General features: G+C 67.6%; 16 protein-coding genes. 7 read left to right on the top strand and 9 right to left on the bottom strand.

The window, feature by feature from the left end; translation table 11 throughout:
* Nucleotides 1-47 precede the first annotated feature (47 nt).
* The 3 genes from acnD to prpB form a co-directional block, all read right to left on the bottom strand.
* Entirely contained in the window at nucleotides 48-2666 is a 2619-nt protein-coding gene (acnD, locus tag VPH47_RS05090) for a Fe/S-dependent 2-methylisocitrate dehydratase AcnD (protein WP_368850261.1), read from the bottom strand.
* A 97-nt stretch (nucleotides 2667-2763) separates the two neighbouring features.
* The gene (gene prpC / locus VPH47_RS05085) at nucleotides 2764-3921 is read right to left on the bottom strand and encodes a 2-methylcitrate synthase (protein WP_014038133.1); all 1158 of its coding nucleotides are present in this window, start codon (nucleotides 3919-3921) and stop codon (nucleotides 2764-2766) included.
* A 36-nt stretch (nucleotides 3922-3957) separates the two neighbouring features.
* Complete coding sequence (gene prpB, locus VPH47_RS05080; RefSeq protein ID WP_053510427.1) at nucleotides 3958-4851, bottom strand: methylisocitrate lyase; 894 nt, start codon at nucleotides 4849-4851, stop codon at nucleotides 3958-3960.
* 153 nt (nucleotides 4852-5004) lie between these two features.
* Between prpB and prpR the strand changes: the two genes are divergently transcribed.
* Nucleotides 5005-6588, top strand: coding sequence for a propionate catabolism operon regulatory protein PrpR (gene prpR / locus VPH47_RS05075; RefSeq protein ID WP_368850260.1), 1584 nt, complete (start codon nucleotides 5005-5007; stop codon nucleotides 6586-6588).
* A gap of 74 nt (nucleotides 6589-6662) precedes the next feature.
* Here the strand turns inward: prpR and VPH47_RS05070 are convergent, their stop codons facing one another.
* From VPH47_RS05070 to pdxH, 3 genes are all read right to left on the bottom strand, one after another.
* Entirely contained in the window at nucleotides 6663-7124 is a 462-nt protein-coding gene (locus tag VPH47_RS05070) for a DoxX family protein (protein ID WP_368850259.1), read from the bottom strand.
* Nucleotides 7125-7316: 192 nt separating this feature from the next.
* Nucleotides 7317-7784 (bottom strand): aminoglycoside 6'-N-acetyltransferase, encoded by a 468-nt coding sequence (gene aacA, locus VPH47_RS05065; protein ID WP_368850258.1) that lies wholly within the window; start codon nucleotides 7782-7784, stop codon nucleotides 7317-7319.
* Nucleotides 7781-8380, bottom strand: a complete 600-nt coding sequence (pdxH, locus tag VPH47_RS05060) for a pyridoxamine 5'-phosphate oxidase (protein ID WP_368850257.1) — start codon at nucleotides 8378-8380, stop codon at nucleotides 7781-7783. The genes aacA and pdxH overlap by 4 nt, the downstream gene beginning before the upstream one ends.
* Nucleotides 8381-8420: 40 nt before the next feature.
* Between pdxH and VPH47_RS05055 the strand changes: the two genes are divergently transcribed.
* Nucleotides 8421-9248 carry a kinase gene (locus VPH47_RS05055; protein ID WP_368850256.1) on the top strand — a complete coding sequence of 276 codons (828 nt, stop codon included), beginning with the start codon at nucleotides 8421-8423 and terminating at the stop codon, nucleotides 9246-9248.
* A 6-nt stretch (nucleotides 9249-9254) separates the two neighbouring features.
* On the opposite strand, the gene VPH47_RS05050 is transcribed toward VPH47_RS05055, so the two are convergent.
* Nucleotides 9255-9458, bottom strand: a complete 204-nt coding sequence (locus tag VPH47_RS05050; protein WP_005410663.1) for a dodecin family protein — start codon at nucleotides 9456-9458, stop codon at nucleotides 9255-9257.
* Between the two features lie 98 nt (nucleotides 9459-9556).
* Between VPH47_RS05050 and VPH47_RS05045 the strand changes: the two genes are divergently transcribed.
* The 5 genes from VPH47_RS05045 (at nucleotide 9557) to mdtD (ending at nucleotide 14222) form a co-directional block, all read left to right on the top strand.
* Nucleotides 9557-10099, top strand: coding sequence for a shikimate kinase (locus tag VPH47_RS05045; protein WP_110713190.1), 543 nt, complete (start codon nucleotides 9557-9559; stop codon nucleotides 10097-10099).
* Nucleotides 10096-11208: a 3-dehydroquinate synthase gene (gene aroB, locus VPH47_RS05040; RefSeq protein ID WP_110713192.1), complete on the top strand. Its 1113-nt coding sequence runs from the start codon at nucleotides 10096-10098 to the stop codon at nucleotides 11206-11208. The genes VPH47_RS05045 and aroB overlap by 4 nt, the downstream gene beginning before the upstream one ends.
* A gap of 164 nt (nucleotides 11209-11372) precedes the next feature.
* Nucleotides 11373-11612, top strand: a complete 240-nt coding sequence (locus VPH47_RS05035) for a WGR domain-containing protein (protein ID WP_368850255.1) — start codon at nucleotides 11373-11375, stop codon at nucleotides 11610-11612.
* Nucleotides 11613-11637: 25 nt separating this feature from the next.
* A complete protein-coding gene (gene hemE / locus VPH47_RS05030; protein WP_019336385.1) occupies nucleotides 11638-12720 on the top strand; it encodes a uroporphyrinogen decarboxylase in 1083 nt (360 codons plus the stop codon).
* Nucleotides 12721-12812: 92 nt separating this feature from the next.
* Nucleotides 12813-14222: a multidrug transporter subunit MdtD gene (gene mdtD / locus VPH47_RS05025; RefSeq protein ID WP_010482759.1), complete on the top strand. Its 1410-nt coding sequence runs from the start codon at nucleotides 12813-12815 to the stop codon at nucleotides 14220-14222.
* 612 nt (nucleotides 14223-14834) lie between these two features.
* On the opposite strand, the gene VPH47_RS05020 is transcribed toward mdtD, so the two are convergent.
* Both VPH47_RS05020 and VPH47_RS05015 read right to left on the bottom strand, forming a co-directional pair.
* Entirely contained in the window at nucleotides 14835-18362 is a 3528-nt protein-coding gene (locus VPH47_RS05020) for a hybrid sensor histidine kinase/response regulator (protein ID WP_197612668.1), read from the bottom strand.
* A gap of 95 nt (nucleotides 18363-18457) precedes the next feature.
* Nucleotides 18458-22003, bottom strand: a complete 3546-nt coding sequence (locus VPH47_RS05015) for an ATP-binding protein (protein WP_368850254.1) — start codon at nucleotides 22001-22003, stop codon at nucleotides 18458-18460.
* Nucleotides 22004-22012: the final 9 nt, after the last annotated feature.

Here is a 22012-nt window from a genome sequence, read left to right as displayed (position 1 = left end):
CGGACAAGCCCGCCCCCGGCCTCCGGGGGCAGGCATTCAGCCCGGCATCACGCCACCTTGGCGCCTTCCAGGAAGTCCTGGGCGAAGCGCTGCAGCACGCCACCGGCTTCGTAGATCGCCACTTCCTCGTCGCTGTCCAGGCGGCAGGTGACCGGCACGATCACGTCCTGGCCGTCGCGGCGGTGGATGACCAGGGTCAGGTCGGCGCGCGGGATGCGCTCGCCGATCACGTCGAAGGTCTCGGTGCCGTCGATGCCCAGGGTCAGGCGGGTGGTGCCCGGCTTGAACTCCAGCGGCAGCACGCCCATGCCGATCAGGTTGGTGCGGTGGATGCGCTCGAAGCCTTCGGCCACGATCGCCTCCACGCCAGCCAGGCGCACGCCCTTGGCGGCCCAGTCACGCGAGCTGCCCTGGCCGTAGTCGGCACCGGCGATGATGATCAGCGGCTGTTTGCGGTCCATGTAGGTTTCGATCGCTTCCCACATGCGCATGACCTTGCCTTCCGGCTCCACGCGCGCCAGCGAACCCTGCTTCACGCTGCCGTCGTCGTTGCGCACCATCTCGTTGAACAGCTTCGGATTGGCGAACGTGGCGCGCTGCGCGGTCAGGTGGTCGCCGCGGTGGGTGGCGTACGAATTGAAGTCCTCTTCCGGCAGGCCCATCTTCGCCAGGTATTCACCGGCGGCACTGGACGCCAGGATCGCGTTGGACGGCGACAGATGGTCGGTGGTGATGTTGTCCGGCAGCACCGCCAGCGCGCGCATGCCAGACAGCGTGCGCTCACCCGCCAGTGCACCCTCCCAGTATGGCGGCCGGCGGATGTAGGTGCTCTGCGGGCGCCAGTCGTACAGCGGGCTGACCGCCGCACCGTGCTCCACGCGCACGTTGAACATCGGGTTGTAGACACGGCGGAACTGCTCCGGCTTCACCGCGGCCTTCACCACCGCGTCGATCTCGGCGTCGCTCGGCCAGATGTCCTTCAGGCGCACCTCGTTGCCGTCGGTGTCCACGCCCAGCACGTCCTTCTCGATATCGAAGCGCACGGTGCCAGCGATGGCATAGGCGATCACCAGCGGCGGCGAGGCCAGGAAGGCCTGCTTCGCGTACGGGTGGATGCGGCCGTCGAAGTTGCGGTTGCCCGACAGCACGGCGGTGGAATACAGGTCGCGGTCGATGATTTCCTGCTGGATCTTCGGGTCCAGCGCACCGCTCATGCCGTTGCAGGTAGTGCAGGCGAAGGCGACGATGCCGAAGCCCAGCTTCTCCAGTTCCGGCAGCAGGCCGGATTCTTCCAGGTACAGCTGCACCGCCTTGGAGCCCGGCGCCAGCGAGGACTTCACCCACGGCTTGCGCAGCAGGCCACGTTCGTTGGCCTTGCGCGCCAGCAGCGCGGCGGCGATCACGTTGCGCGGATTGGAGGTGTTGGTGCAGCTGGTGATGGCGGCGATGATCACCGCGCCATCGGGCATCAGCCCCTGCGACTGTTCGGCCTTGCCCGCTTCCAGCTTGGCTGCGTCGGCAATGCCGCGCTCGGCCAGTTCGGCGGTGGCCACGCGCTTGTGCGGGTTCGACGGACCGGCCATGTTGCGCACCACGCTGGACAGGTCGAAGCGCAGCACACGCTCGTACTGCGCGGTGGCCAGGTCATCGGCCCACAGGCCAGTGGTGCGTGCGTAGTTTTCGACCAACGCCACCTGCGATTCCTCGCGGCCGGTCAGGCGCAGGTAATCGATGGTCTGCCCGTCGATGTAGAACATCGCGGCAGTCGCGCCGTACTCCGGGCACATGTTGGAAATGGTGGCGCGGTCACCGATGGTCAGTGCCGCGGCACCCTCGCCGAAGAATTCAAGATACGCACCCACCACGCGTTCCTTGCGCAGGAACTCGGTCAGGGCCAGCACTACGTCGGTGGCGGTGATGCCCGGCTGCGGCCTGCCGGTCAGCTCGACACCGATGATGTCCGGCAGGCGCATCCAAGAGGCGCGGCCCAGCATCACGTTCTCGGCTTCCAGGCCGCCAACACCAATCGCGATCACGCCCAGCGCGTCCACGTGCGGGGTATGGCTGTCGGTGCCCACGCAGGTATCCGGGAAGGCCACGCCGTCCTGCACGTAGACCACCGGCGACATCTTCTCCAGGTTGATCTGGTGCATGATGCCGTTGCCCGGCGGAATCACGTCCACGTTCTCGAACGCCAGCTTGGTCCAGTCGATGAAGTGGAAACGGTCTTCGTTGCGGCGATCTTCGATGGCGCGGTTCTTCTCGAACGCCTGCGGATCGAAACCACCGCACTCCACCGCCAGCGAGTGATCGACGATCAGCTGCACCGGCACCACCGGATTGACCTTGGCCGGGTCACCGCCCTTGTCGGCGATCGCATCACGCAGGCCGGCCAGGTCGACCAGTGCGGTCTGGCCGAGGATGTCGTGGCACACAACGCGTGCCGGGAACCACGGGAAGTCGAGGTCGCGGCGGCGCTCGATCAGCTGCTTCAGCGAATCGCCAAGCGTAGCCGGATCGCAGCGGCGCACCAGGTTCTCGGCCAGCACGCGCGAGGTGTATGGCAGGGTGGCATAGGCGCCGGGCTGGATTGCATCGACAGCGGCGCGCGCGTCGAAATAATCCAGCGTGCTGCCGGGGAGGTTCTTGCGGTAATCGGTATTCATGGGCTGGCGGAGTGCTTGGGGCGGGCCGGGTGCCGGCGGTGCGGCGGCGAAAGCATCCGGCCGGCACGCGGCCGGCCGGATGGGTACAGCAGGTGGATCAGACGCGCTTGTCGATGGCGACGAAGTCGCGGTCTTCCGGACCGATGTAGTTGGCGCTCGGGCGGATGATCTTGCCGTCGATGCGCTGCTCGACGATGTGCGCGCTCCAGCCGGCGGTGCGGGCGATCACGAACAGCGGGGTGAACATCGCGGTCGGCACGCCCATCATGTGGTAGCTGACGGCGCTGAACCAGTCCAGGTTCGGGAACATCTTCTTGATGTCCCACATCACCGATTCCAGGCGCTCGGCGATGTCGTACATCTTCATGCTGGACTGTTCTTCGGACAGCTCGCGGGCCACGTCCTTGATCACCTTGTTGCGCGGATCGGAGACGGTGTAGACCGGGTGGCCGAAACCGATCACCACTTCCTTGCGCTCGACGCGGGCCTTGATGTCTTCCTCGGCTTCATCCGGGTTGTCGTAGCGCTTCTGCACTTCGAACGCCACTTCGTTGGCGCCGCCGTGCTTCGGGCCGCGCAGCGCGCCGATGCCACCGCAGATCGCGCTGTACATGTCGCTGCCGGTACCGGCGATGACGCGGCAGGTAAAGGTCGAGGCGTTGAACTCGTGTTCCGCGTACAGGATCAGCGAGGTGTGCATCGCCTTCACCCACGATTCCTGCGGCTTCTCGCCGTGCAGCAGGTGCAGGAAGTGGCCACCGATCGAGTCGTCGTCGGTTTCCACGTCGATGGCGCGGCCGTTGTGGCTCCAGTGGTACCAGTACAGCAGCATCGAACCGAGGCAGGCCATCAGCTTGTCGGCGATGTCGCGCGCGCCCGGATGGTTGTGGTCGTCCTTCTCCGGCGCCACGCAGCCGAGCACGGACACGCCGGTGCGCATCACGTCCATCGGGTGCGCCGACGGCGGCAGTTCTTCCAGCGCCGCCTTCACCGCGGCCGGGATGCCACGCAGCGACTTCAGCTTGGCCTTGTACGAAACCAGCTCGGCGCGGGTCGGCAGCTTGCCGTGCACCAGCAGGTAGGCGATTTCCTCGAACTCGCTGGTGTTGGCCAGGTCCAGGATGTCATAGCCACGGTAGTGCAGATCGTTGCCACTGCGGCCCACGCTGCACAGCGCGGTGTTGCCGGCGGCGGTGCCGGACAGGGCGACGGACTTCTTCGGCTTGAAGGTCGGGGTTGCGGTCGTATCGTTCATGTTTCCCTCCGAAAACTTGATGGTGCAGGGTACTGCTTATTTCTTGGCGGCGAACAGTGCATCGAGCTGCTGCTCGAACGCGTGGTAGCCGATGCGGTCGTAGAGTTCTTCGCGGGTCTGCATGGTCTCCACCACGTTGCGCTGGTGGCCATCGCGGCGGACCGCCTGGTAGACGTTCTCGGCGGCCTTGTTGGCGGCACGGAACGCCGACAGCGGGAACAGCTGGATGGCGACGCCGGCCGAGGCCAGTTCATCACGGCTGAACAGCGGGGTGGCACCGAATTCGGTGATGTTGGCCAGCACCGGCACCTTCACCGCGTCGACGAAGCGGCGGTAGGTCTCCAGGTCGTAGGCGGCCTCGGCAAAGATGCCATCGGCACCGGCCTCGACACAGGCGATGGCGCGCTCGATGGCCTTGTCCACGCCGTCCACCTGGATGGCGTCGGTGCGCGCGATCAGGAAGAAGTCCGGATCGGTCTTGGCATCGGCGGCCGCCTTCACCCGGTCGACCATTTCACCCTGCGAGACGATCTCCTTGCCCGGGCGGTGACCGCAGCGCTTGGCGCCGACCTGGTCCTCGATATGGCAGGCCGCGGCGCCGGCCTTGATCAGCGACTTCACGGTGCGCGCGATGTTGAACGCGCTCGGGCCGAAACCGGTATCGATGTCGACCATCAGCGGCAGGTCGCAGACATCGGTGATGCGGCGCACGTCCACCAGCACGTCTTCCAGGGTATTGATGCCCAGGTCCGGCAGGCCCAGCGAGCCCGCGGCAACGCCGCCGCCCGACAGGTAGATGGCGCGGAAGCCGGCGCGCTTGGCCAGCAGGGCGTGGTTAGCGTTGATCGCGCCGATCACCTGCAGCGGCGACTCGGCAGCCAGCGCCTCACGGAAACGGGCACCGGCGGAGAAAGGGGTGGAAGCAGTCATGCGGCAATCCAGGTTGAAGAACGGATGGGTAGGCGCAAGCACCATGCCAAGCTGCAAGCAGTTGATTTCACGGGGATGACCGACACGCAGCCGCGAAACAAATGAAACATTGAAACAGATGTATCATGAAACACCCCGTCTGAACCCGTCGCCATGTACCTGCCCCGCTCGCCCCTGCGCCATGCCGATGCCGACCCCGGCCGACCGGTGATCTGGACGGTCAGCGTCTCGCGACTGACCGGCCTGCTCGGCGACGTCATTCCCGAGTTCGACCGCCGCGCGCGCATCGAACAGATCAACCTCGGCTTCGAGGAAGCGGTGGAGGTGATCGGGCAACGCCTGCGCCGCGAGCACTGCGATGTGGTGATTGCTGGCGGCTCCAACGCCGCCTGGCTGCGTGGCCGGCTGGATCTGCCGCTGGTGCCGATCCAGGCCAACGGCTTCGATCTGATGGAGGCGCTGGCGCGCGCGCGACGCATCGCCAGCCGCATCGGCCTGGTCACCCACGCCAGCGACGTGCCGGTGTTCAGCAACTTCCAGCAGAGTTTCGGCCTGGATATCGAGCATCGGCGCTTCGTCACCCGCGAGGACGCGCGCGACTGCATCGCCGACCTGCGCGCCAACGGCATCGAAGTGATCGTCGGCACCGGCATGGCCATCGACCACGCCGAACAGGCCGGCCTGCCCGGGGTGCTGCTGTATTCGGCCGACTCGGTGCGGCAGGCCTTCGAGCATGCGCTGGAACTGACCCAGACACTGGCCCGCTCCAGCGGCAATCGGCCTACCCCACGCCGACGCCCCGCAGCGCGCGCCGACGCGCATGAACTGCTCGGCGACAGCGAGGCGATGGCGCAGGTGCGCGCGCAGATCGCGCTCTACGCCCCACATGACAGCACCGTACTGGTCAGCGGCGAAACCGGCACCGGCAAGGAACTGGTGGCGCGCCAGCTGCACGCCGCCAGCGGCCGTCGCGGACGCTTCGTGGCACTGAACTGCGGCGCGATCAGCGAATCGCTGCTGGAGGCGGAGCTGTTCGGCTACAGCGATGGCGCCTTCACCGGCGCACGCCGTGGCGGCCGTGTCGGCCTGGTCGAGGCGGCAGATGGCGGCACCCTGTTCCTGGACGAAATCGGCGAACTGCCGCTGCCGCTGCAGACCCGCCTGCTGCGGGTTCTGGAGGAACGTGAAGTACTGCGCGTGGGCGCTACCGAACCGACGCCGGTGGACCTGCGCGTAGTCGCTGCCACCCTGCAGTCGCTGGAACAGCGCGCGGCGGCCGGCAGCTTCCGCCGCGACCTGTATTACCGTCTGGCCGCGCTGCGCATTGCCCTGCCCTCGCTGCGTGCGCGACGCAGTGACATCCCACTGTTGGCGCAGCACTTCTTCCGCCTGCTGCGTGGCATCGATGCGCCACTGGATGAGGATGCGCTGGCGGTGCTGACCGCTGCCAGTTGGCCAGGCAACGTGCGTGAGCTGCGTAATCTGGTGGATCGGCTGCGCATCCACTGGCAGCCCGGTGAAGGGCTGATTGATGCCGCGCGACTGCTGCAGCTGGCACCCGAACTGGTGAATGAGAGCGCCGCCGCGCTACCACTGGAAAGCAACGGCAAGCGCCCGCCGCGTGCGCAGCTGGAGACGCTGCTGCAGGAACATCGCAATGATCGCGAGGGGATGGCGCAGGCGTTGGGCGTCTCACGCACCACGCTGTGGCGCTGGCTGCGCGCTGACGGCCTGTAGAGCCGAGCCCATGCTCGGCTGATCTTCCCGCAGAAGCAGCCGAGCATGGGCTCGGCTCTACAGGGTGCGTGCCGTCAGCGCGCCCAACGCGCCTCGATGGCGAACCGACCGCTCCCTATCGCCGCAACCCATAGCAGCAGCACCCCAAGCGGCACTTCGCTCAGGTAGAAGAACCAGCTCAGCCAATCGGGCAGGCTCAATCCCGCAGGAATGCGCGCGATGCCATCGGTCATTGCGGCCACCGCACAGATGCCCGCCAGCAGCAGCGCCGAGGGGCGACTCAACAGACCCAGCACCAGCAGGCCGCCGGCGATCCATTCGATCGCACCGAGCACCGGCGCACTGAACACCGGGAATGGAATGCCCGCATCAACCAGCGTATGCACCATGCGCTCGCGCCCCGCGTCGGTGAACACCTTGTTCCAGCCGGATACGCAGAACATCACGCCGGTGACGATGCGGGCAAGCAGCAGCAGGAAGGCTTCCACGCCGCGGCGCGGTGGAGGCACGGCAAACAGGCAACGCCAGGAGGGCATGGCAATTCCGGAAGTCGAGGGCATCCAGCCGAGTGTGCAGGTCACTGGCCTGCTCGCAGATGAAGCGAACCCGTCGGTTCGCGACAATCTGCTCCTGTAGCGTCGATCCATGCTCGACTGCTTTTCGTACCGGAGCAACAGCAGTCGAGCATGGATCGACACTACGGGAGCATCGCCAACCAAGGTTGGCGGCTACCGGGGCAGCTCGGCATCCAACGTCATGCGGAAATACACGACGCGCTCGGTTTCCTCGAAGCCACACGCGCGATGCGCGGCGTGCGCCTGTACGTCTTCCATGCGACTGTCAGAGGCCAGCTCGCTGCAGCCGGCTGCGCGCGTCCACGCCTGCACTGCCGCCAGCAGAGCGCGGCCCACGGCGTGGCCCTGCCACGGCGGCTGCACGTACCAGCCTTCCAGGAAGCCGACTGGCGAAGACTCGGTGCCATTCACGTAGTCATGGCGCAGGCGTACTTCGGCAAAGCCCACCGCTTCGCCACCGACCAGACAAGCGAGGAATACCGCGCCTTCGGCATCGGCCAGCGACTCCGCCAGTTCCTCCAGCGGATCATCGGCATCGGGCCACAGGCCGAGACGCAACTGCGCCCACGCGGCCGCATCGGCCGGCGTGGCCTGGCGGATCGTGGGCGCGCTGTCGATCACGGGTACAGCAGGCGCTTGCTCCAGCGCCCTTCGGCACCGGCTTCATAGCACCAGCGTTCGTGCAGGCGGAACTGCGCGCCGTACCAGAACTCGATGCGGTCAGGCACCACCCGCAGGCCGCTCCAGCCGCCCGGGCGCGGCACGTCCTTGCCCTCGAAGCGGGCTTCGATCTCGGCCACGCGCGCGTCGAACTCCTCGCGCGTCGCCAGCGTCTTCGACTGCTGCGAGGCCCAGGCACCGATCTGGCTCATGCGCGGGCGGCTGGCGAAATAGGCGTCGGCCTCGGCATCGGCAACCTGCTCGACACGGCCTTCGATGCGCACCTGGATGCCGGCCTCGCGCAGGCTGCGCCACAGGAACAGCAGCGCGGCCTGCGGATTGGCCTGCAGCTCCTGGCCCTTGTGGCTGTCCAGGTGGGTGTAGAAGACGAAGCCACGCTCGTCGAAGGCCTTCAGCAGCACGGTGCGCGCCGAGGGACGGCCCTGCGTATCGGCGGTGGCCACGGTCATCGCGTTCGGCTCGACCTCGCGGCTCTGTTTGGCCTCCTCGAACAGGCCGGCAAACGTGGACAGGGCTTCGGCGTACAGGTCGCTCATGATTGCGTTCTTCTCACACGGATTGGGCTATTGTGGCTGCATGGCCGCTGCTGCGTATATGCCCCAGGTGAAAGGATTCCCCGAAACATTGGCCGAACAGGCGCTGGATGATGCGCTGGACAGCGGTGCAGCGGTTCCAGTATTGGCGATCAGCGGCCTGCAGGGGAGCGGCAAATCGACGCTGGCCGCGCAGGTGGTGGCGCGCGCCCAGGCACGCGGCCTGAACGCGGCCACGCTGTCGATCGATGACGTCTACCTCACCCGTGCACAGCGCCAGCGACTGGCCCGCCAGGTGCATCCGCTGCTGATCACCCGCGGCCCGCCCGGCACCCACGACCTGCCGCTGGCCCATGCCGTGCTGGACGCGGTGGCCGCACGCCAGCCCTTCGCCATGCCGCGCTTCGACAAGCTGGCCGACGAACGCCTGCCCGAAGCGCAATGGCCGCAGCTGCAACAAACGCTGGACCTGCTGGTATTCGAAGGCTGGTTCCTGGGCACGCCCGCGCAGGACGACGACGCGCTGGACAGCCCGCTGAACGCGCTGGAACGCGAGGCCGACGCCGATGGCCGATGGCGTCGCTGGTGCAACCAGGCGCTGGCCCGAGACTACCCGGCGCTGTGGCAGCGCTGCGACCGCCTGTGGTTCCTGCAGCCACCGGATTTTTCGGTGGTACCACGCTGGCGCTGGCAGCAGGAACAGAACCTGCAGGCCGCGCAGCCGGGCCGGCACGGCATGAGCCGGCCACAGCTGGAGCGCTTCGTGCAGTACTACGAGCGGGTCAGCCGGCAGGCACTGCACGCCCTGCCCGCCTTGGCCGACCACGTGGTGGTGCTGGACGGCCAGCGCCAGGTACAGGACGTGCGCTGAGCGCGCCTATTCCACCAGGAACGTCACCCGCAGGTTGACCCGCCATTCGGTGATCTCGCCGCTGCCATTGGTGACCACCTTGGTCTCGTTCACCCAGGCGCCCTGGATGCCCTTGACCGTCTCGGAGACCTTCTTCAGCCCGCTGCGCACGGCGTCTTCCACGCTCTTCGGCGAGGAGGCGGTGATTTCGATGACCTTGGCGACCGTCATGGCCTGTACTCCGGCTGGCGCGGGAGACCCCGCAGGAAGGCCTACCCTGACGTGAAGAACGTAAAGGCCGGGGCACGGAGGTGTTAGCATCAGAGGGCATGAATCCTGCTCCGAACCTGATCCTGATCGGCCCGATGGGCGCCGGCAAAACCTGCATCGGCCGCCGCCTGGCCGAGCGCTTCACGCTGGACTTCGTCGATGTCGACCAGGCCATCGTCGATGCCGCCGGCGCCAGCATCCCGACCCTCTTCGAGCACTCCGGCGAAGCCGGCTTCCGCAGCCATGAACGCGAGGCGCTTGCGCGCGTGCTGGAAGGCCGTAACCAGCTGGTCTCCACCGGTGGCGGCGCGGTGCTGGATCCCGGCAACCGTGCACTGATCGCCCGGCGTGGCTTCGTGGTCTACCTGCGGGTCAGCGTGGCCGCGCAGTTGGAACGCCTGGCCCGCGACAAGGGCCGGCCGCTGCTGCAACGCCCGGACCGCGAGCAGGTGCTGCACGATCTGGCTGCTCACCGCGACCCGCTGTACCGCGAACTGGCCGACCTCACCCTCGATACCGACCCGTATACCGCTGCCGACGCGACCGCCCACCTGGTGGTCAAGCTGGCCACGCAATGGCAGCGCCAGGACCTGACCGCATGACTCCCCCCGCCCTGCTGCAGGTCGCCGTTGGCGGCGACCGCCCTTACTCCATCACCATCGGCGCCGGTGCCCAGGCCGACGGCGCTGCGCTGGCCTCGCACGTTCGCGGCCGCCACGTGCTGCTGCTCAGCGACAGCGAAGTGGCTCCGCGCTACCTGGCCGCCGTGAAGCAGACACTGTTGGCCGCACGCCCCGACCTGATCGTCGGCGAGCACGTCCTGGCCGCCGGCGAAGCCTCCAAGACCCTGGCCGAATTCGGCCGCGCGATCGAAGCGCTGGCCGCGCTCGGCGCCACCCGCGACGCCTGCGTGTTCGCCCTCGGCGGCGGCGTGGTCGGTGACCTCGCCGGTTTCGCCGCCGCCTGCTGGATGCGCGGCGTGGACTGCGTGCAGCTGCCGACCACCCTGTTGGCGATGGTCGACTCCTCGGTGGGCGGCAAGACCGCCGTGGACATCCCGGCCGGCAAGAACCTGGTCGGCGCGTTCCATCCGCCGCGCGCGGTGATCGCCGATACCCGCGTGCTGGCCACCCTGCCGCCGCGCGAGCTGCGCGCCGGCCTGGCCGAAGTGGTGAAGTACGGCGCGCTGGGCGATGCGGTGTTCTTCGAATGGCTGCAGCAACACGCCGGGGCGCTGCTGGCCGGCGAGGATGCGGTGCTGGCCGAGGCAATTGCACGCAGCTGCCGGCACAAAGCCGCCATCGTCGAACGCGATCCGTTCGAGAAGGGGGAGCGTGCCCTGCTCAACCTGGGACACACCTTCGGCCACGCCATCGAGACCGAACAGGGCTATTCCGCCCCGGGCCGTGATGCGCTGAACCATGGCGAGGCGGTGGCGGTGGGCATGGTCCTGGCGGCAAAGCTGTCCACCGACCTCGGCCTGGCCGACGATGCCGACCGCGTGCGCCTGCAGGCACTGCTGGAGCGTCTGGGCCTGCCGGTGACGATCCCCGCAGGACTGGACCCGCAGGCCTTGCTCGGCCGCATGCGGCTGGACAAGAAGAACGTGGCCGGCCGCCTGCGCCTGGTGCTGTGGCGCGGCATGGGCCGCGCCGAAGTGGTGCCGGACGTGGATGAAGCGGCGGTGCTGAAGGTGCTGGGCGCGGGCTGACCGTATCCGGGATCCGGTAGCGCCGGCCGCTGGCCGGCAACTTCAGCAAACGGGGAAGCCGGCCAGCGGCCGGCACTACCGGGCTGCGCGGCAGGATTGCCGGCCAACGGCCGGTACGACCGCGTTGCGGCCGGGGTCACCCTGGCCCCGCTACAATCGGCGCCATGCACGTCTACCTGCAACATCCCGACGCCGGTGCGCAGGCACCGCGCTTCCTGCGCCTGAGCCTGCAGCCGGATCTGTTCGGCGGCTGGGAACTGCTGCGCGAGAGCGGCCGCGTCGGCAGCCGCTCGCAGCTGCGGCGCGAGCTGTTCCTGCAGGCCGACGAAGCCCGCCACACCTTCGAGAAGGCCCGCGATGCCGAACTGCATCGCGGCTTCCAGATCCTTTCGCACGGCGACTGACGCCGCTGCCTCATTCGCCCAAGGAATGCCCATCGTGACCAGCCCTCTCCGCAACGATCGCCTGCTGCGCGCCCTGCGCCGCGAACCGGTGGACTGCACCCCCGTCTGGCTGATGCGCCAGGCCGGACGCTACCTGCCGGAGTACCGCGCGACCCGGGCCAAGGCCGGCAGCTTCCTGGCCATGGCCAAGAATCCGGAGATTGCCTGCGAGGTCACCCTGCAGCCGCTGCGCCGCTTCCCGCTGGATGCGGCCATCCTGTTCTCGGACATCCTCACCATTCCCGATGCGATGGGGCTGGAGCTGTACTTCGTCGAAGGCGAAGGCCCGAAGTTCCGCCACCCAGTGCGTGATGAAGCGGCCATCGCCAGGCTGGCGGTGCCGGACATGGAACAGGACCTGGGCTACGTGATGGACGCGGTGCGCCTGATCCGCCGTGAGCTGGACGGCCAGGTGCCGCTGATCGGTTTCTCCGGCAGCCCGTGGACGCTGGCCTGCTACATGGTGGAAGGCGGCGGCAGCAAGGACTTCGCGCGGATCAAGGCGATGGCACTGAACCATCCGCAGGCCCTGCACCGCCTGCTGGAGGTCACCACCGAGGCGGTGATCGCCTATCTCGGCGCGCAGCGCGCGGCCGGCGCACAGGCCCTGCAGGTGTTCGATACCTGGGGCGGCGTGCTGTCGCCGTCGATGTACCGCGAGTTCTCGCTGCGCTACCTGCAGCGGATTGCCGAGGGTCTGGAGCGTGGCGAAGGCAGCGAGCGCACGCCGCTGATCCTGTTCGGCAAGGGCACCGGCCTGCACCTGGAAGCGCTGTCGCAGACCGGCGCCGATGCGCTGGGCCTGGACTGGACCCTGGACCTGGACGAAGCGATGCGCCGCACCGGTGGCCGCGTCGCCCTGCAGGGCAACCTCGACCCGACCACGTTGTACGCCTCGCCGGATGCGATCGCCGCCGCTGCAGCACGCGTGCTCGACACCTATGCCGCTGGCAACGGTGGTTCGCGCGAGGGCCATGTGTTCAACCTCGGCCACGGCATGTCGCCGGACATGGACCCGGCGCACGTGCAGGTGCTGGTCGACGCGGTGCACGCGCACAGCCAGCGCTGAACAATGCCCATGCGGTTGCGGCGCGATGTTGATCGCGCCGTGACCCGCAGTGCGCGATCATGGCGTCCCCCACGCTGCACCGGCCGCACCCCATGTCCACATCGCCATCGACCTACAACCGCCAGCGCCCCCTGCTGTGGCTGGTTTCGTTGGCGATCTTCATGCAGATGCTGGACTCGACCATCGTCAACACGGCCTTGCCGGCGATGGCGGCCAGCCTGGGCGAGAGCCCGCTGCAGATGCAGTCGGTGGTGTTCAGCTACGCGCTGGCAGTGGCCACCTTCATTCCCGCCTCCGGCTGGATCGCCGACCGCTACGGCACCCGCCGTACCTTCCTGGTGGCGATCATCCTGTTCACCCTCGGCTCGCTGGCCTGCGCGCTGGCCCAGCACCTGCACCAGCTGGTCGGTGCGCGCGTGCTGCAGGGCATCGGCGGTGCGATGCTGCTGCCGGTCGGTCGCCTGGCGGTGATGCGTTCGGTACCGCGTGAGGATTTCCTGCGCGCGATGAGCTTCATCGCCATCCCGGCCCTGGTCGGCCCGTTGATCGGCCCGACACTGGGCGGCTGGCTGGTCGAGATCGCGTCGTGGCACTGGGTGTTCCTGATCAACCTGCCAATCGGCGTGATCGGTTTCATCGCTGCGATGAAGATCATGCCCGACCACTACGCCAGCCATCGCACCCGTTTCGACCTGCGCGGCTACATCATGCTGGCCTTCGCGATGGTGGTGCTGTCGTTGGCACTGGACGGCATCTCCGGGCTCGGAACGCCACATGCGCTGGTGATGCTGATGACCGTGGCTGGCCTGGCCGCGCTGGTCGGTTACTGGCTGCATGCCGCCAACTCCACCGCACCCTTGTTCTCGCTGGCCCTGTTCCGCGTGCCCAGCTACCGCATCGGCATCCTCGGCAACCTGTTCTCGCGCATCGGCAGCAGCGCCATGCCGATGCTGATCCCGCTGCTGCTGCAGGTCGGCCTCGGCCTGGGCCCGATGAATGCCGGCCTGATGATGGTGCCGGTGGCGGCGGCCGGCATGGTGTCGAAGAAGCTGGCGGTGAAGCTGGTCGAGCGCTACGGCTACCGCCGCGTGCTGATGGTCAACACCGTGCTGGTGGGCCTGGCGATGGCCAGCTTCATCCTGATGACACCCGGCCAGCATCTGGCCTGGCGCCTGCTGCAGCTGGCGTTCTTCGGCGCGGTCAATTCACTGCAGTTCACCGTGATGAACACCGTGACGCTGCGGGATCTGGACCGCGAGTTCGCCAGTTCCGGCAACAGCCTGCTGTCGATGGTGATGATGCTGGCCGCCGGTTTCGGCGCCGCGGCCGCCGGCAGCCTGCTGGCCGCATTCGGCAATCACCTGGACAGCAACAGCGCGACCGCCGCGCTGCACGCCACCTTCCTGTGCGTGGGCGCGATCACCCTGACCTCGACGATGATCTTCTGGCAGCTGCCGGACACCAAGCCCGAACCACGGCAGGTCGAGCACGTCGCGGAGTGAGGCGGTTCGGCAGGGTTGCACCCTGCACCCGCAGAGGCCGAAGCCGAAGCGACAGCGAGCATTCCGTGGGATGGCGGGGCGGTGTGGGCTTGCAGGACACGCCGTAAACCCGTCCCTGGGGGCTCGATGGCGCCATCCATGGCGCCAACGGTCCTGCAAACCCACACCGCCCCACCTCTGACAGGTTCACGTGGCTTTGGGTAACGGCGACTGTTGGAACGCGAGGTTGTTGGTAGGTGTCGACCTTGGTCGACACATCTGTCAGATATCGAATTCCAGATTGGGGTCAGAGCCCGTTGCGCAGCAACGGGATCCGACCCCGTGCTCCGACAGATCGCGGAAAGCTTTCGAAGGCGGGGTGGGTCCGGTGGCGGGAGTGTCCGCGGCATGGGTCCGAGGCATGCCTCGGGCGGGTTGGGCAGGATGCCCAGCCCCGGTCTTGCCGTGTGCGCAGGACAGCGCACACGAGCAAGCCGCGGCCAAGCCCCCAGGGACGGGTTTACGGCGTCTCCCGCCACCGGACCCACCCCGCCATCCCACGGAATGCAGGCATTTGACGTTGACGTTGACGTTGATTCTGCAGGTGCAGGGCTGCAAGCCCTGCAATAAACCCTACCTTCCCATCACCCGGGCGATCGCTTCCACCAGCAGCTCACCGGTCACCGGCTTGCGCAGGAAGCCGCCGATGCCGGCCGCTTCCACCTGCTGCTGAAGGTCCGGATCAGTGCGCGCGGTCACCGCCAGCAGCGGCAGCATGTAGCCCTGGTTGCGCAGGTGCTGCGCCAGTTCGAAACCACTCAGGCCCGGCAGGTCCAGATCCAGCAGGCCGACATCGAAATCACCCGCGCTGATCTCGCGCAGCGCCGCCAGTGCATGGCCTGCATGCACCACCTCATGCCCGCGCGCACTCAACAGGCCTCGCACCACGTCGGCCACGGTGGCATCGTCCTCGACCAGCAGCACCCGCAACGGCGGCATGTTGGCTACGTCCTCGCGATGCGCTTCGCCCTCGGCCTCGGCACTGGCATCGACCACCAACGGCAACGGCAGGGTCACGCCGAAGCAGGTGCCGCGGCCCAGCTGGCTCTCCACCTGGATTCGTCCCTGCATCGCCTGCGCCAGTTCGCGGCAGATCGCCAGGCCCAGACCACTGCCACCGTACTGCGCGGCAGTGCGGGCGCCATCGGCCTGCTCGAAGCGGCGGAACAACCGCTGCTGCTGTTCCTGGCTGATGCCCGGACCTGTGTCGCGCACCTCGAAATGCAACGCGCGCAGCTCGCCATCACTGCGTGCATGCAGGGTAATGGTGCCACGGCTGGTGAACTTGACCGCATTCGAGAGCAGGTTGAGCAGGATCTGGCGTACCCGCATCGAGTCGCCGGTGGCCTGCAGGCCTGGGGGCAATTGGTTGTCGAGGGTGAAGCGCAGGCCCTTCTGTGCGGCCAACGGGCCCATCAACGCCGTCAGATCCTGCAGCAGGCAGCTCAGCGCGAACGGCTTGGACTGCAGCTCCAGGCGGCCGGACTCGATGCGTGCCAGGTCCAGCGCATCGTTGACCAGGTGCAGCAGATGTTCGCCAGCGTGGCGGATCGACTGCGTGTAGCCGCGCTGCTGCGGATCCAGGTGCGAAGCCAGCAGCAGCTCGCTCATGCCGAGCACGCCGGTCATCGGGGTACGGATTTCGTGGCCGAGGTTGGCCAGGAAACGGGTCTTCGCCGCCGAGGCCTGCTCAGCCAGTTCCTGCTTGTGCAGCGCCAGCTGATAGGCGTGGCGGCGCTGCAGGCGGCGGCGATACAGCCAGGCGAACCAGCTGGTCAGCAGCAGCGCGATCGAGGCCAGCACCAGCAACCCGGACAGACTACGCCACCACGGCGGCTGTACGCGGAACTCCAGACTCTGCACCCGCGACCAGACGTGATCGGCCGAACGCGCCTGCACTTCCAGGCGGTAACTGCCCGGTGGCAGGCGCGAGAAAAGACGCTCACCGGCCGGTCCCACTTCCACCCAATCGGGGTCGTAGCCGGCCAGCCGGTAGCGGTAACTGTTGGACGCCGAATCAGCGAACGACAGCAGGCGCGCGACGATGCGCAGGTCACGATCACCATCGGCAATCTGCAACGGCGTGTCGTGGGTCAGGTCGAGCACCTGGTCATTGCGACGCACCTCGACCCGCTCGATCACCAGCGGTGCACGCCGCACCGACGGTCGTACCTGCTCGGGGTCGAACACCACCACGCCGGCCGGTGTACCGGCCACCAGGTGGCCGTCCTCCGACATCACCAGCGTGTGCTCGCGGAACTCCTGGCTGGGCAGGCCATCGTGCACACCGTACAGGCGCACGCTCTGGCCATCGGCGCCGATCCGTACCAGGCCGCGCGCGCTGGTGGCCCAGACCACCCCTTGCGCGTCAACCACCAGCCCGGACGCGGAGATCGCCGGATAGCCCTGCTCGGCGCCGACCACGGCCTGCCGTTCCAGCCGGCCCTGGCTCCAGCGGTAGCGCGAGAGGCGACCATCCTCGGACAGCCATACCTGGCCATCGGCACCCACGTGCAGTGCGTGGATCGCCGTCGCCGGCGCACCCGGCACCGGCTGGAATCGTTCGCTTTCCGGCAACCACTGCAGCAGGCCGCGGCTGCTGGCCAGCCAGATGTGGTCCTGCGGCCCGCATTCCACGTCGAGGTTGAGCTGCCCCTGCTGCAGGCCGCGCTGGCCGTTGTCCAGCTGACGGCGCAGGCGCCCGTCGAGGTCGCGCTGCTGCAGGCCGGACGACAGCATCAGCCAGAGGCTGTCGCCATCACAGGTCGTCATCGACTCGATGATGCCTTCCATGGTTGCGTCGGCGCCGGCGTCGCGGCCCCAGCGACGTAGATCGCGCTGCTCCGGGTCATAGCGCAGCAGGGCATCGTTCGAACCGATCCAGACCTGTCCACGGCGGTCCTCGCGCACCGAGCTCAGCCAGTGCATGCCGTTGACCCAGGTGCGGTGCTGTTCGATCTTGCCGGTCTTCGGGTCGAAGCGGTCCAGCGCACCATGGCTACCCACCGTCCAGATGCCGCCATTCCGGGATGGGCTGGTGCCCAGCACGTAGGCGTTGCGCAGCGAGCGGGGATCGTCCTCCAGCCGCGACAGCACCGAGAACTGCCACCAGCGGGGCAGCAGATGCCACAGCCCGGCGTTGGTGCTCGCCAGCCAGATGCCACCTTCACGGTCCTCGTAGGCACCGGTCCAGTTCGGCCGTACCGGTCCACGTGCCACCGCGCTGTACAGCGGTACGGTCCGGTACTGGCCGTCGACCGCGCGGCCGAGGCCTGTACGGGTGTCCAGCCAGTACCCGCCCTGTTCATCGCGCAGCATCATGCCCAGCACCTGCTCGCCTTCAGGCAGCTTCCACGGCGGCGCCTCGAAGCGACCATCAGGGCGGCGCACGATGGCGCCGGCCATCGTACTGATCCACAGGCTGCCGTCGGGCTCGGTGGTCAGGCCATTGATCAGGAGACTGGGAATGACGTCGGTGCCAATGCGTTCGAAATCGGTGCCGGTCCAGCGCGCAACGCCGTGCTTGGTGCCGATCCACAGGCTGCCGTCGGCCAGGGTAGCCAGATACGGAACCGATGCCGCAGGCAGGCTGCGCGGATTGTTGGCTTCCGGCAGGAAGCGCTGCAACCGATCCTGGTTGTCCAGTCGGTACAACCCACCCTCGTGGGTTCCGAACCAGATCGAACCGTCGGGCGTAGTCGCCAGGCTCCAGACCGTGTTGGTGCCCATCAACGGCTGGCTGCTGCGGTCGTAGAAATGCAGTTGGCGGCGATCGGCCGACATCCGCACCAGACCGGCATTCTCGGTACCGATCCAGAGCTGGTTGCGCGCATCGACCAGCACCGTCCAGATGCGGTTGTCGCGCAACCCGTCTTCCGAGCGCCAGATCCGGTAGTTGCGCCCGTCGTAGCGGGCCAGGCCATCGTTGGTGGCGATCCACAGGTAGCCGTAGCGATCTTCGGCCATGCGATTGACGGTATTGGACGGCAGGCCGTCGAACACCGTCACCTGGCGCGGGCTTGGCGGCACCGGCTGCGCTGCAGCGGGTGACAGGCAGCACAGGAGGACCAGCAGCAGCATCGCCGCCCGCAGATACGCCACCGATTGCCTCCTCACGCTGCCCTGATGATTCCCGCGCTGCGGGCGTCGGCATGGTAAACCGAAAGTCGCGCCGTTCACGCCCGGCGCCGACGCTTTCACGTTGCGGTCTGTCGTTTTGTACGGGCCTGGGCGATCGCCGCCACCAGCATGTCGCCGGTGACCGGTTTGCGCAGGAAGCCATCGAAACCGGCAGCCAGCACCTGCGATTCGGCATAGGCATCGGAGCGCGCGGTCACCGCCACCAACGGCAGCTCATACCCCAGGGCACGCAGCTGGCGGGCGATGGCGGTTCCGTCCAGCGCCGGCAGGTCGAGGTCGAGCAGGCCGACATCAAAGCCGTCGGTGGCGATCTCCGACAGCGCGCCCAGACCATGCAGAACGTGCACCACGTCATGGCCACGGCTGCGCAACAGGCCTGCGATGACCTCGGCCACGGTGGCATCGTCCTCGACCAGCAGGATGCGCAACGGCGGCAATACCGGCTGCGCCGGAGCATCGCCCGCTGCGACGGCCGCCTGCCGGGTCCAGGGCAGCGGCAACCGTACCCGGAAGCGCGCGCCCTTGCCCGGTTGGCTGTCCACTTCGATGCGCCCGCCCATCGCCACGGCCAGCTCCTGGCAGATCGCCAGGCCCAGCCCGCTGCCGCCGTAGCGCGATGCTGTGCGTGGGCCATCGGCCTGTTCGAAGCGGTGGAACAGGCGGTCCTGCTGCTCGGCATTGATGCCCGGGCCACTGTCGTGCACCTCGAAGCAAAGGCCACCGCCGTTCTCCTCCAGGCGCACCGCCAGGCCGACATGGCCACGCTCGGTGAACTTGATCGCATTGCCCAGCAGGTTGAGCAGGATCTGCCGCACGCGCATCTCGTCGCCGCTGACACTGATCGGGCCCGGCGGATCGCCGCCACGCTGGAAATCCAGCTTGCGCTGCTTCGCCATCGGCTGCATCAGCGTCTGTACCTGGTCGAGCAGGCCGGCCAGGTCGAACGGACGCAGATCCAGCTCCAGTCGACCGGCTTCGATGCGCGCGAGGTCCAGCGCATCGTTCACCAGCCGCAGCAGATGGCTTCCAGCCTGCTGGATCGAACCGGCATAGCTGCGTTGCACCGGGTCCAGCGGCGTGGCCAGCAGCAGCTCGCTCATGCCCAGCACCCCGGTCATCGGCGTGCGCACCTCATGGCCCAGCGTGGCCAGGAACCGGCTTTTGGCCTGCGAGGCCTGTTCGGCCAGTTCCTGCTTGTGCACGGTCAACTGCCATTGCTGGCGGCGACGCAGGCGCGCCCGGATCGACCACACCAGGGTGAGCAGCAGCAGCGAGCCGATCAGGATGTAGCCGAAGATCGCCATGCCGCTGCGCCACCAGGGCGGCAGCACCTTCACCTGCAGCTTCTGTGAGGGTGTCCATGCACCACTGGCAGTGGCTGCCTGCACTTCGATGACATAGCTTCCGGTGGGCAAACGCGAAAGCGTACGCTGGCCGTTGCCGCCCTGCTCCACCCAGTTCTGGTCGTAACCGCGTACCCGGAAGCGGTAGCGGTTGCCCTGGGGATTGGCATATGACAGCAGTCGAGCGTCGATCTGCAGGTCGCGATCATCCGGCCCCAGCAGCAATGTGCCGGCGTTCGGCAGTGGCTGCCAGCCACGCGCATCGTCGCGGCGCACGCGCACGTCGGCAATCACCAGCGACGATTCCGGCAGCACGACGTCGGCGGCATTCACATCGAAGGCGACCAGGCCGGTCTGGGCGACTGCCAGCACGCGGCCATCAGCATTCACCGCTGGCGGTCGGCTGGTGAATTCGGCGTCGGACAGGCCATCGCGTTCGTTGAACTGCTGCAGGCGCCGTGCCTTGGGGTCCCAACGCAGCAGACCACGCGGCGTGGTCGCCCACAGGCGTCCGTTGTCGGCCAATGCCAGGCCCCCCATGCTGACCGGTGGCACGCCGGCACTTCCATCGATGCGCTGGATCAGGCGCAGGCTCATGCCATCCCACTGGTAGCGCTCGAGCGCCCCTTGGCGGGCCAGCCACAGTTGTTGCGGATCAACCCACACCAGATCGTAGATCAAACCACGCGAGACACCCGGCACCGCCTCGAAGCGCCCGGCATGCTCGCGCCAGATGCCCATGTCGCCCATCACCCAGACCTTGCCCTGGGCGTCGAAACGGATCTGCTCGATCGGTGAATCGGCCGCCTTGCGGAAATCGTCCAGCGGATAGCTGCGCAGCACGCGGCCGTCGGCACTACGCTGCTGCAGGCCCAGGTTCATGACTGAAAGCCAGACCGTGCCATCAGGCGCCTGGCGCATCAGATCGATGCGCTGGCGCAGGTCGGCGCCACCATCAATGTGCCAATCCTGCAGTGCGCGTGTCGTCGGGTCATACACAGTGATGCGACCAGCACGCCCCAGCCACAGGCGCCCATCCGGGCGCGGCAGCACCGACCACACCGCACCGCTGCCGATCTCACGATCGCTGGCCAGCAGGCGCAGCGTGCCGCGCGTATCCAGCTGGTACACGCCGTGCGCCGATCCCACGTAATAATTCTGGCCGTCACTGGCAGCGCTCAACAGGTACTGGCTGTCCAATGGCTTGCCATCGAGCTGGTTCCAGATCGAAAAGCGGCGCCAGTCCGGCGGCAGGTAGGCCAGACCCTGGGTCAGCAGCGCCACCCACAATCCGCCCTCATGGTCCTGCAGCAGATCAAGCACGCCACTCTGCGCCGTGAGGAAGCCGCTGCCACGGTCGCCCTCGAGCCGCCGCAGTGCGCTGGCATCGCCACGCAGCAGACCGTCTGATGTACCCGCCCAGTAGCCCCCCTGGCGATCGGCCAGCACCAGTGCCGAACGCAGGCGGGCACTGTCGACCCAGCGCGGGCGGCTGACCCGGTCCTGCGCATCGATGCGGTACAGACCGTCGTTCTGGCTGCCGATCCAGATCGAGCCATCCGGATCGCGACTCATCCGCAGCACGCTCAACACGCCCAGCTCGCGTGGTGCCACAGATTCGAATCCGCGGCCGTTCCAGCGTGCCACCCCACGCTCGGTGCCGATCCACAGGCGCCCCTGCGCATCAACCAGGCTGCTGTAGATGGTGTTGCTGGGCAGGCCGTCCAGGCGCGCGGGGTCGTGCTTGAAGAAGCGCAGGCTGCCATCCTCCCCGAACCGGCAGACGCCTTGGCTGCTGGTGCCGATCCAAAGCGCATCCTCGGCGTAGGCCAGCGTCCAGAACTGGCCCAGGCACGGACCATTGACCGCATCGAAGGTCCTGAATCGCTCGCGGTCCGCATCCAGGCGTGCCACACCCTTGCCATTGATACCCACCCAGACGCGGTCCAGCGGATCGACCAGCAGGGTCTCGATCTCATTGCCGGGCAGCGAGCCCGGCTGTTCCGGATCATGTTCCCAGACCCGCAGGGTATCGCCGTCATAGCGCACCAGGCCACCGTCGGTGGCTGCCCAGATGTGCCCCTGGCGGTCCTCGGCCAACGCCAGCACCATGCGCGAGGGCATGCCTTCGGCTGCACCGAAACGGCGCAGGCGCGGTGTTTCTGCCATGTCCGGGGCCGCAGCTGCCGAGCTCAACGCCATCAGCAACAGCCCCATGCCCACGATGCCTCGGCACCACCGGCGCCAGCCACTCGTCATCCTGAACCC

This window comes from Stenotrophomonas sp. WED208, from assembly GCF_040984485.1.
Lineage (GTDB): Bacteria > Pseudomonadota > Gammaproteobacteria > Xanthomonadales > Xanthomonadaceae > Stenotrophomonas > Stenotrophomonas riyadhensis.
The sequence above is the reverse complement of the archived record's forward strand: the minus strand, read 5'-3'. Positions and strand labels throughout refer to the sequence as shown.

Bases quoted from the DNA above. Each gene is read 5' to 3' on its own strand.
- acnD (WP_368850261.1), bottom strand. From the start codon at position 2,666: ATGAATACCGATTACCGCAAGAACCTCCCCGGCAGCACGCTGGATTAT.
- prpC (WP_014038133.1), bottom strand. From the start codon at position 3,921: ATGAACGATACGACCGCAACCCCGACCTTCAAGCCGAAGAAGTCCGTC.
- prpB (WP_053510427.1), bottom strand. From the start codon at position 4,851: ATGACTGCTTCCACCCCTTTCTCCGCCGGTGCCCGTTTCCGTGAGGCG.
- prpR (WP_368850260.1), top strand. From the start codon at position 5,005: ATGTACCTGCCCCGCTCGCCCCTGCGCCATGCCGATGCCGACCCCGGC.
- VPH47_RS05070 (WP_368850259.1), bottom strand. From the start codon at position 7,124: ATGCCCTCCTGGCGTTGCCTGTTTGCCGTGCCTCCACCGCGCCGCGGC.
- pdxH (WP_368850257.1), bottom strand. From the start codon at position 8,380: ATGAGCGACCTGTACGCCGAAGCCCTGTCCACGTTTGCCGGCCTGTTC.
- VPH47_RS05055 (WP_368850256.1), top strand. From the start codon at position 8,421: ATGGCCGCTGCTGCGTATATGCCCCAGGTGAAAGGATTCCCCGAAACA.
- VPH47_RS05050 (WP_005410663.1), bottom strand. From the start codon at position 9,458: ATGACGGTCGCCAAGGTCATCGAAATCACCGCCTCCTCGCCGAAGAGC.
- VPH47_RS05045 (WP_110713190.1), top strand. From the start codon at position 9,557: ATGAATCCTGCTCCGAACCTGATCCTGATCGGCCCGATGGGCGCCGGC.
- aroB (WP_110713192.1), top strand. From the start codon at position 10,096: ATGACTCCCCCCGCCCTGCTGCAGGTCGCCGTTGGCGGCGACCGCCCT.
- VPH47_RS05035 (WP_368850255.1), top strand. From the start codon at position 11,373: ATGCACGTCTACCTGCAACATCCCGACGCCGGTGCGCAGGCACCGCGC.
- hemE (WP_019336385.1), top strand. From the start codon at position 11,638: ATGCCCATCGTGACCAGCCCTCTCCGCAACGATCGCCTGCTGCGCGCC.
- mdtD (WP_010482759.1), top strand. From the start codon at position 12,813: ATGTCCACATCGCCATCGACCTACAACCGCCAGCGCCCCCTGCTGTGG.
- VPH47_RS05015 (WP_368850254.1), bottom strand. From the start codon at position 22,003: ATGACGAGTGGCTGGCGCCGGTGGTGCCGAGGCATCGTGGGCATGGGG.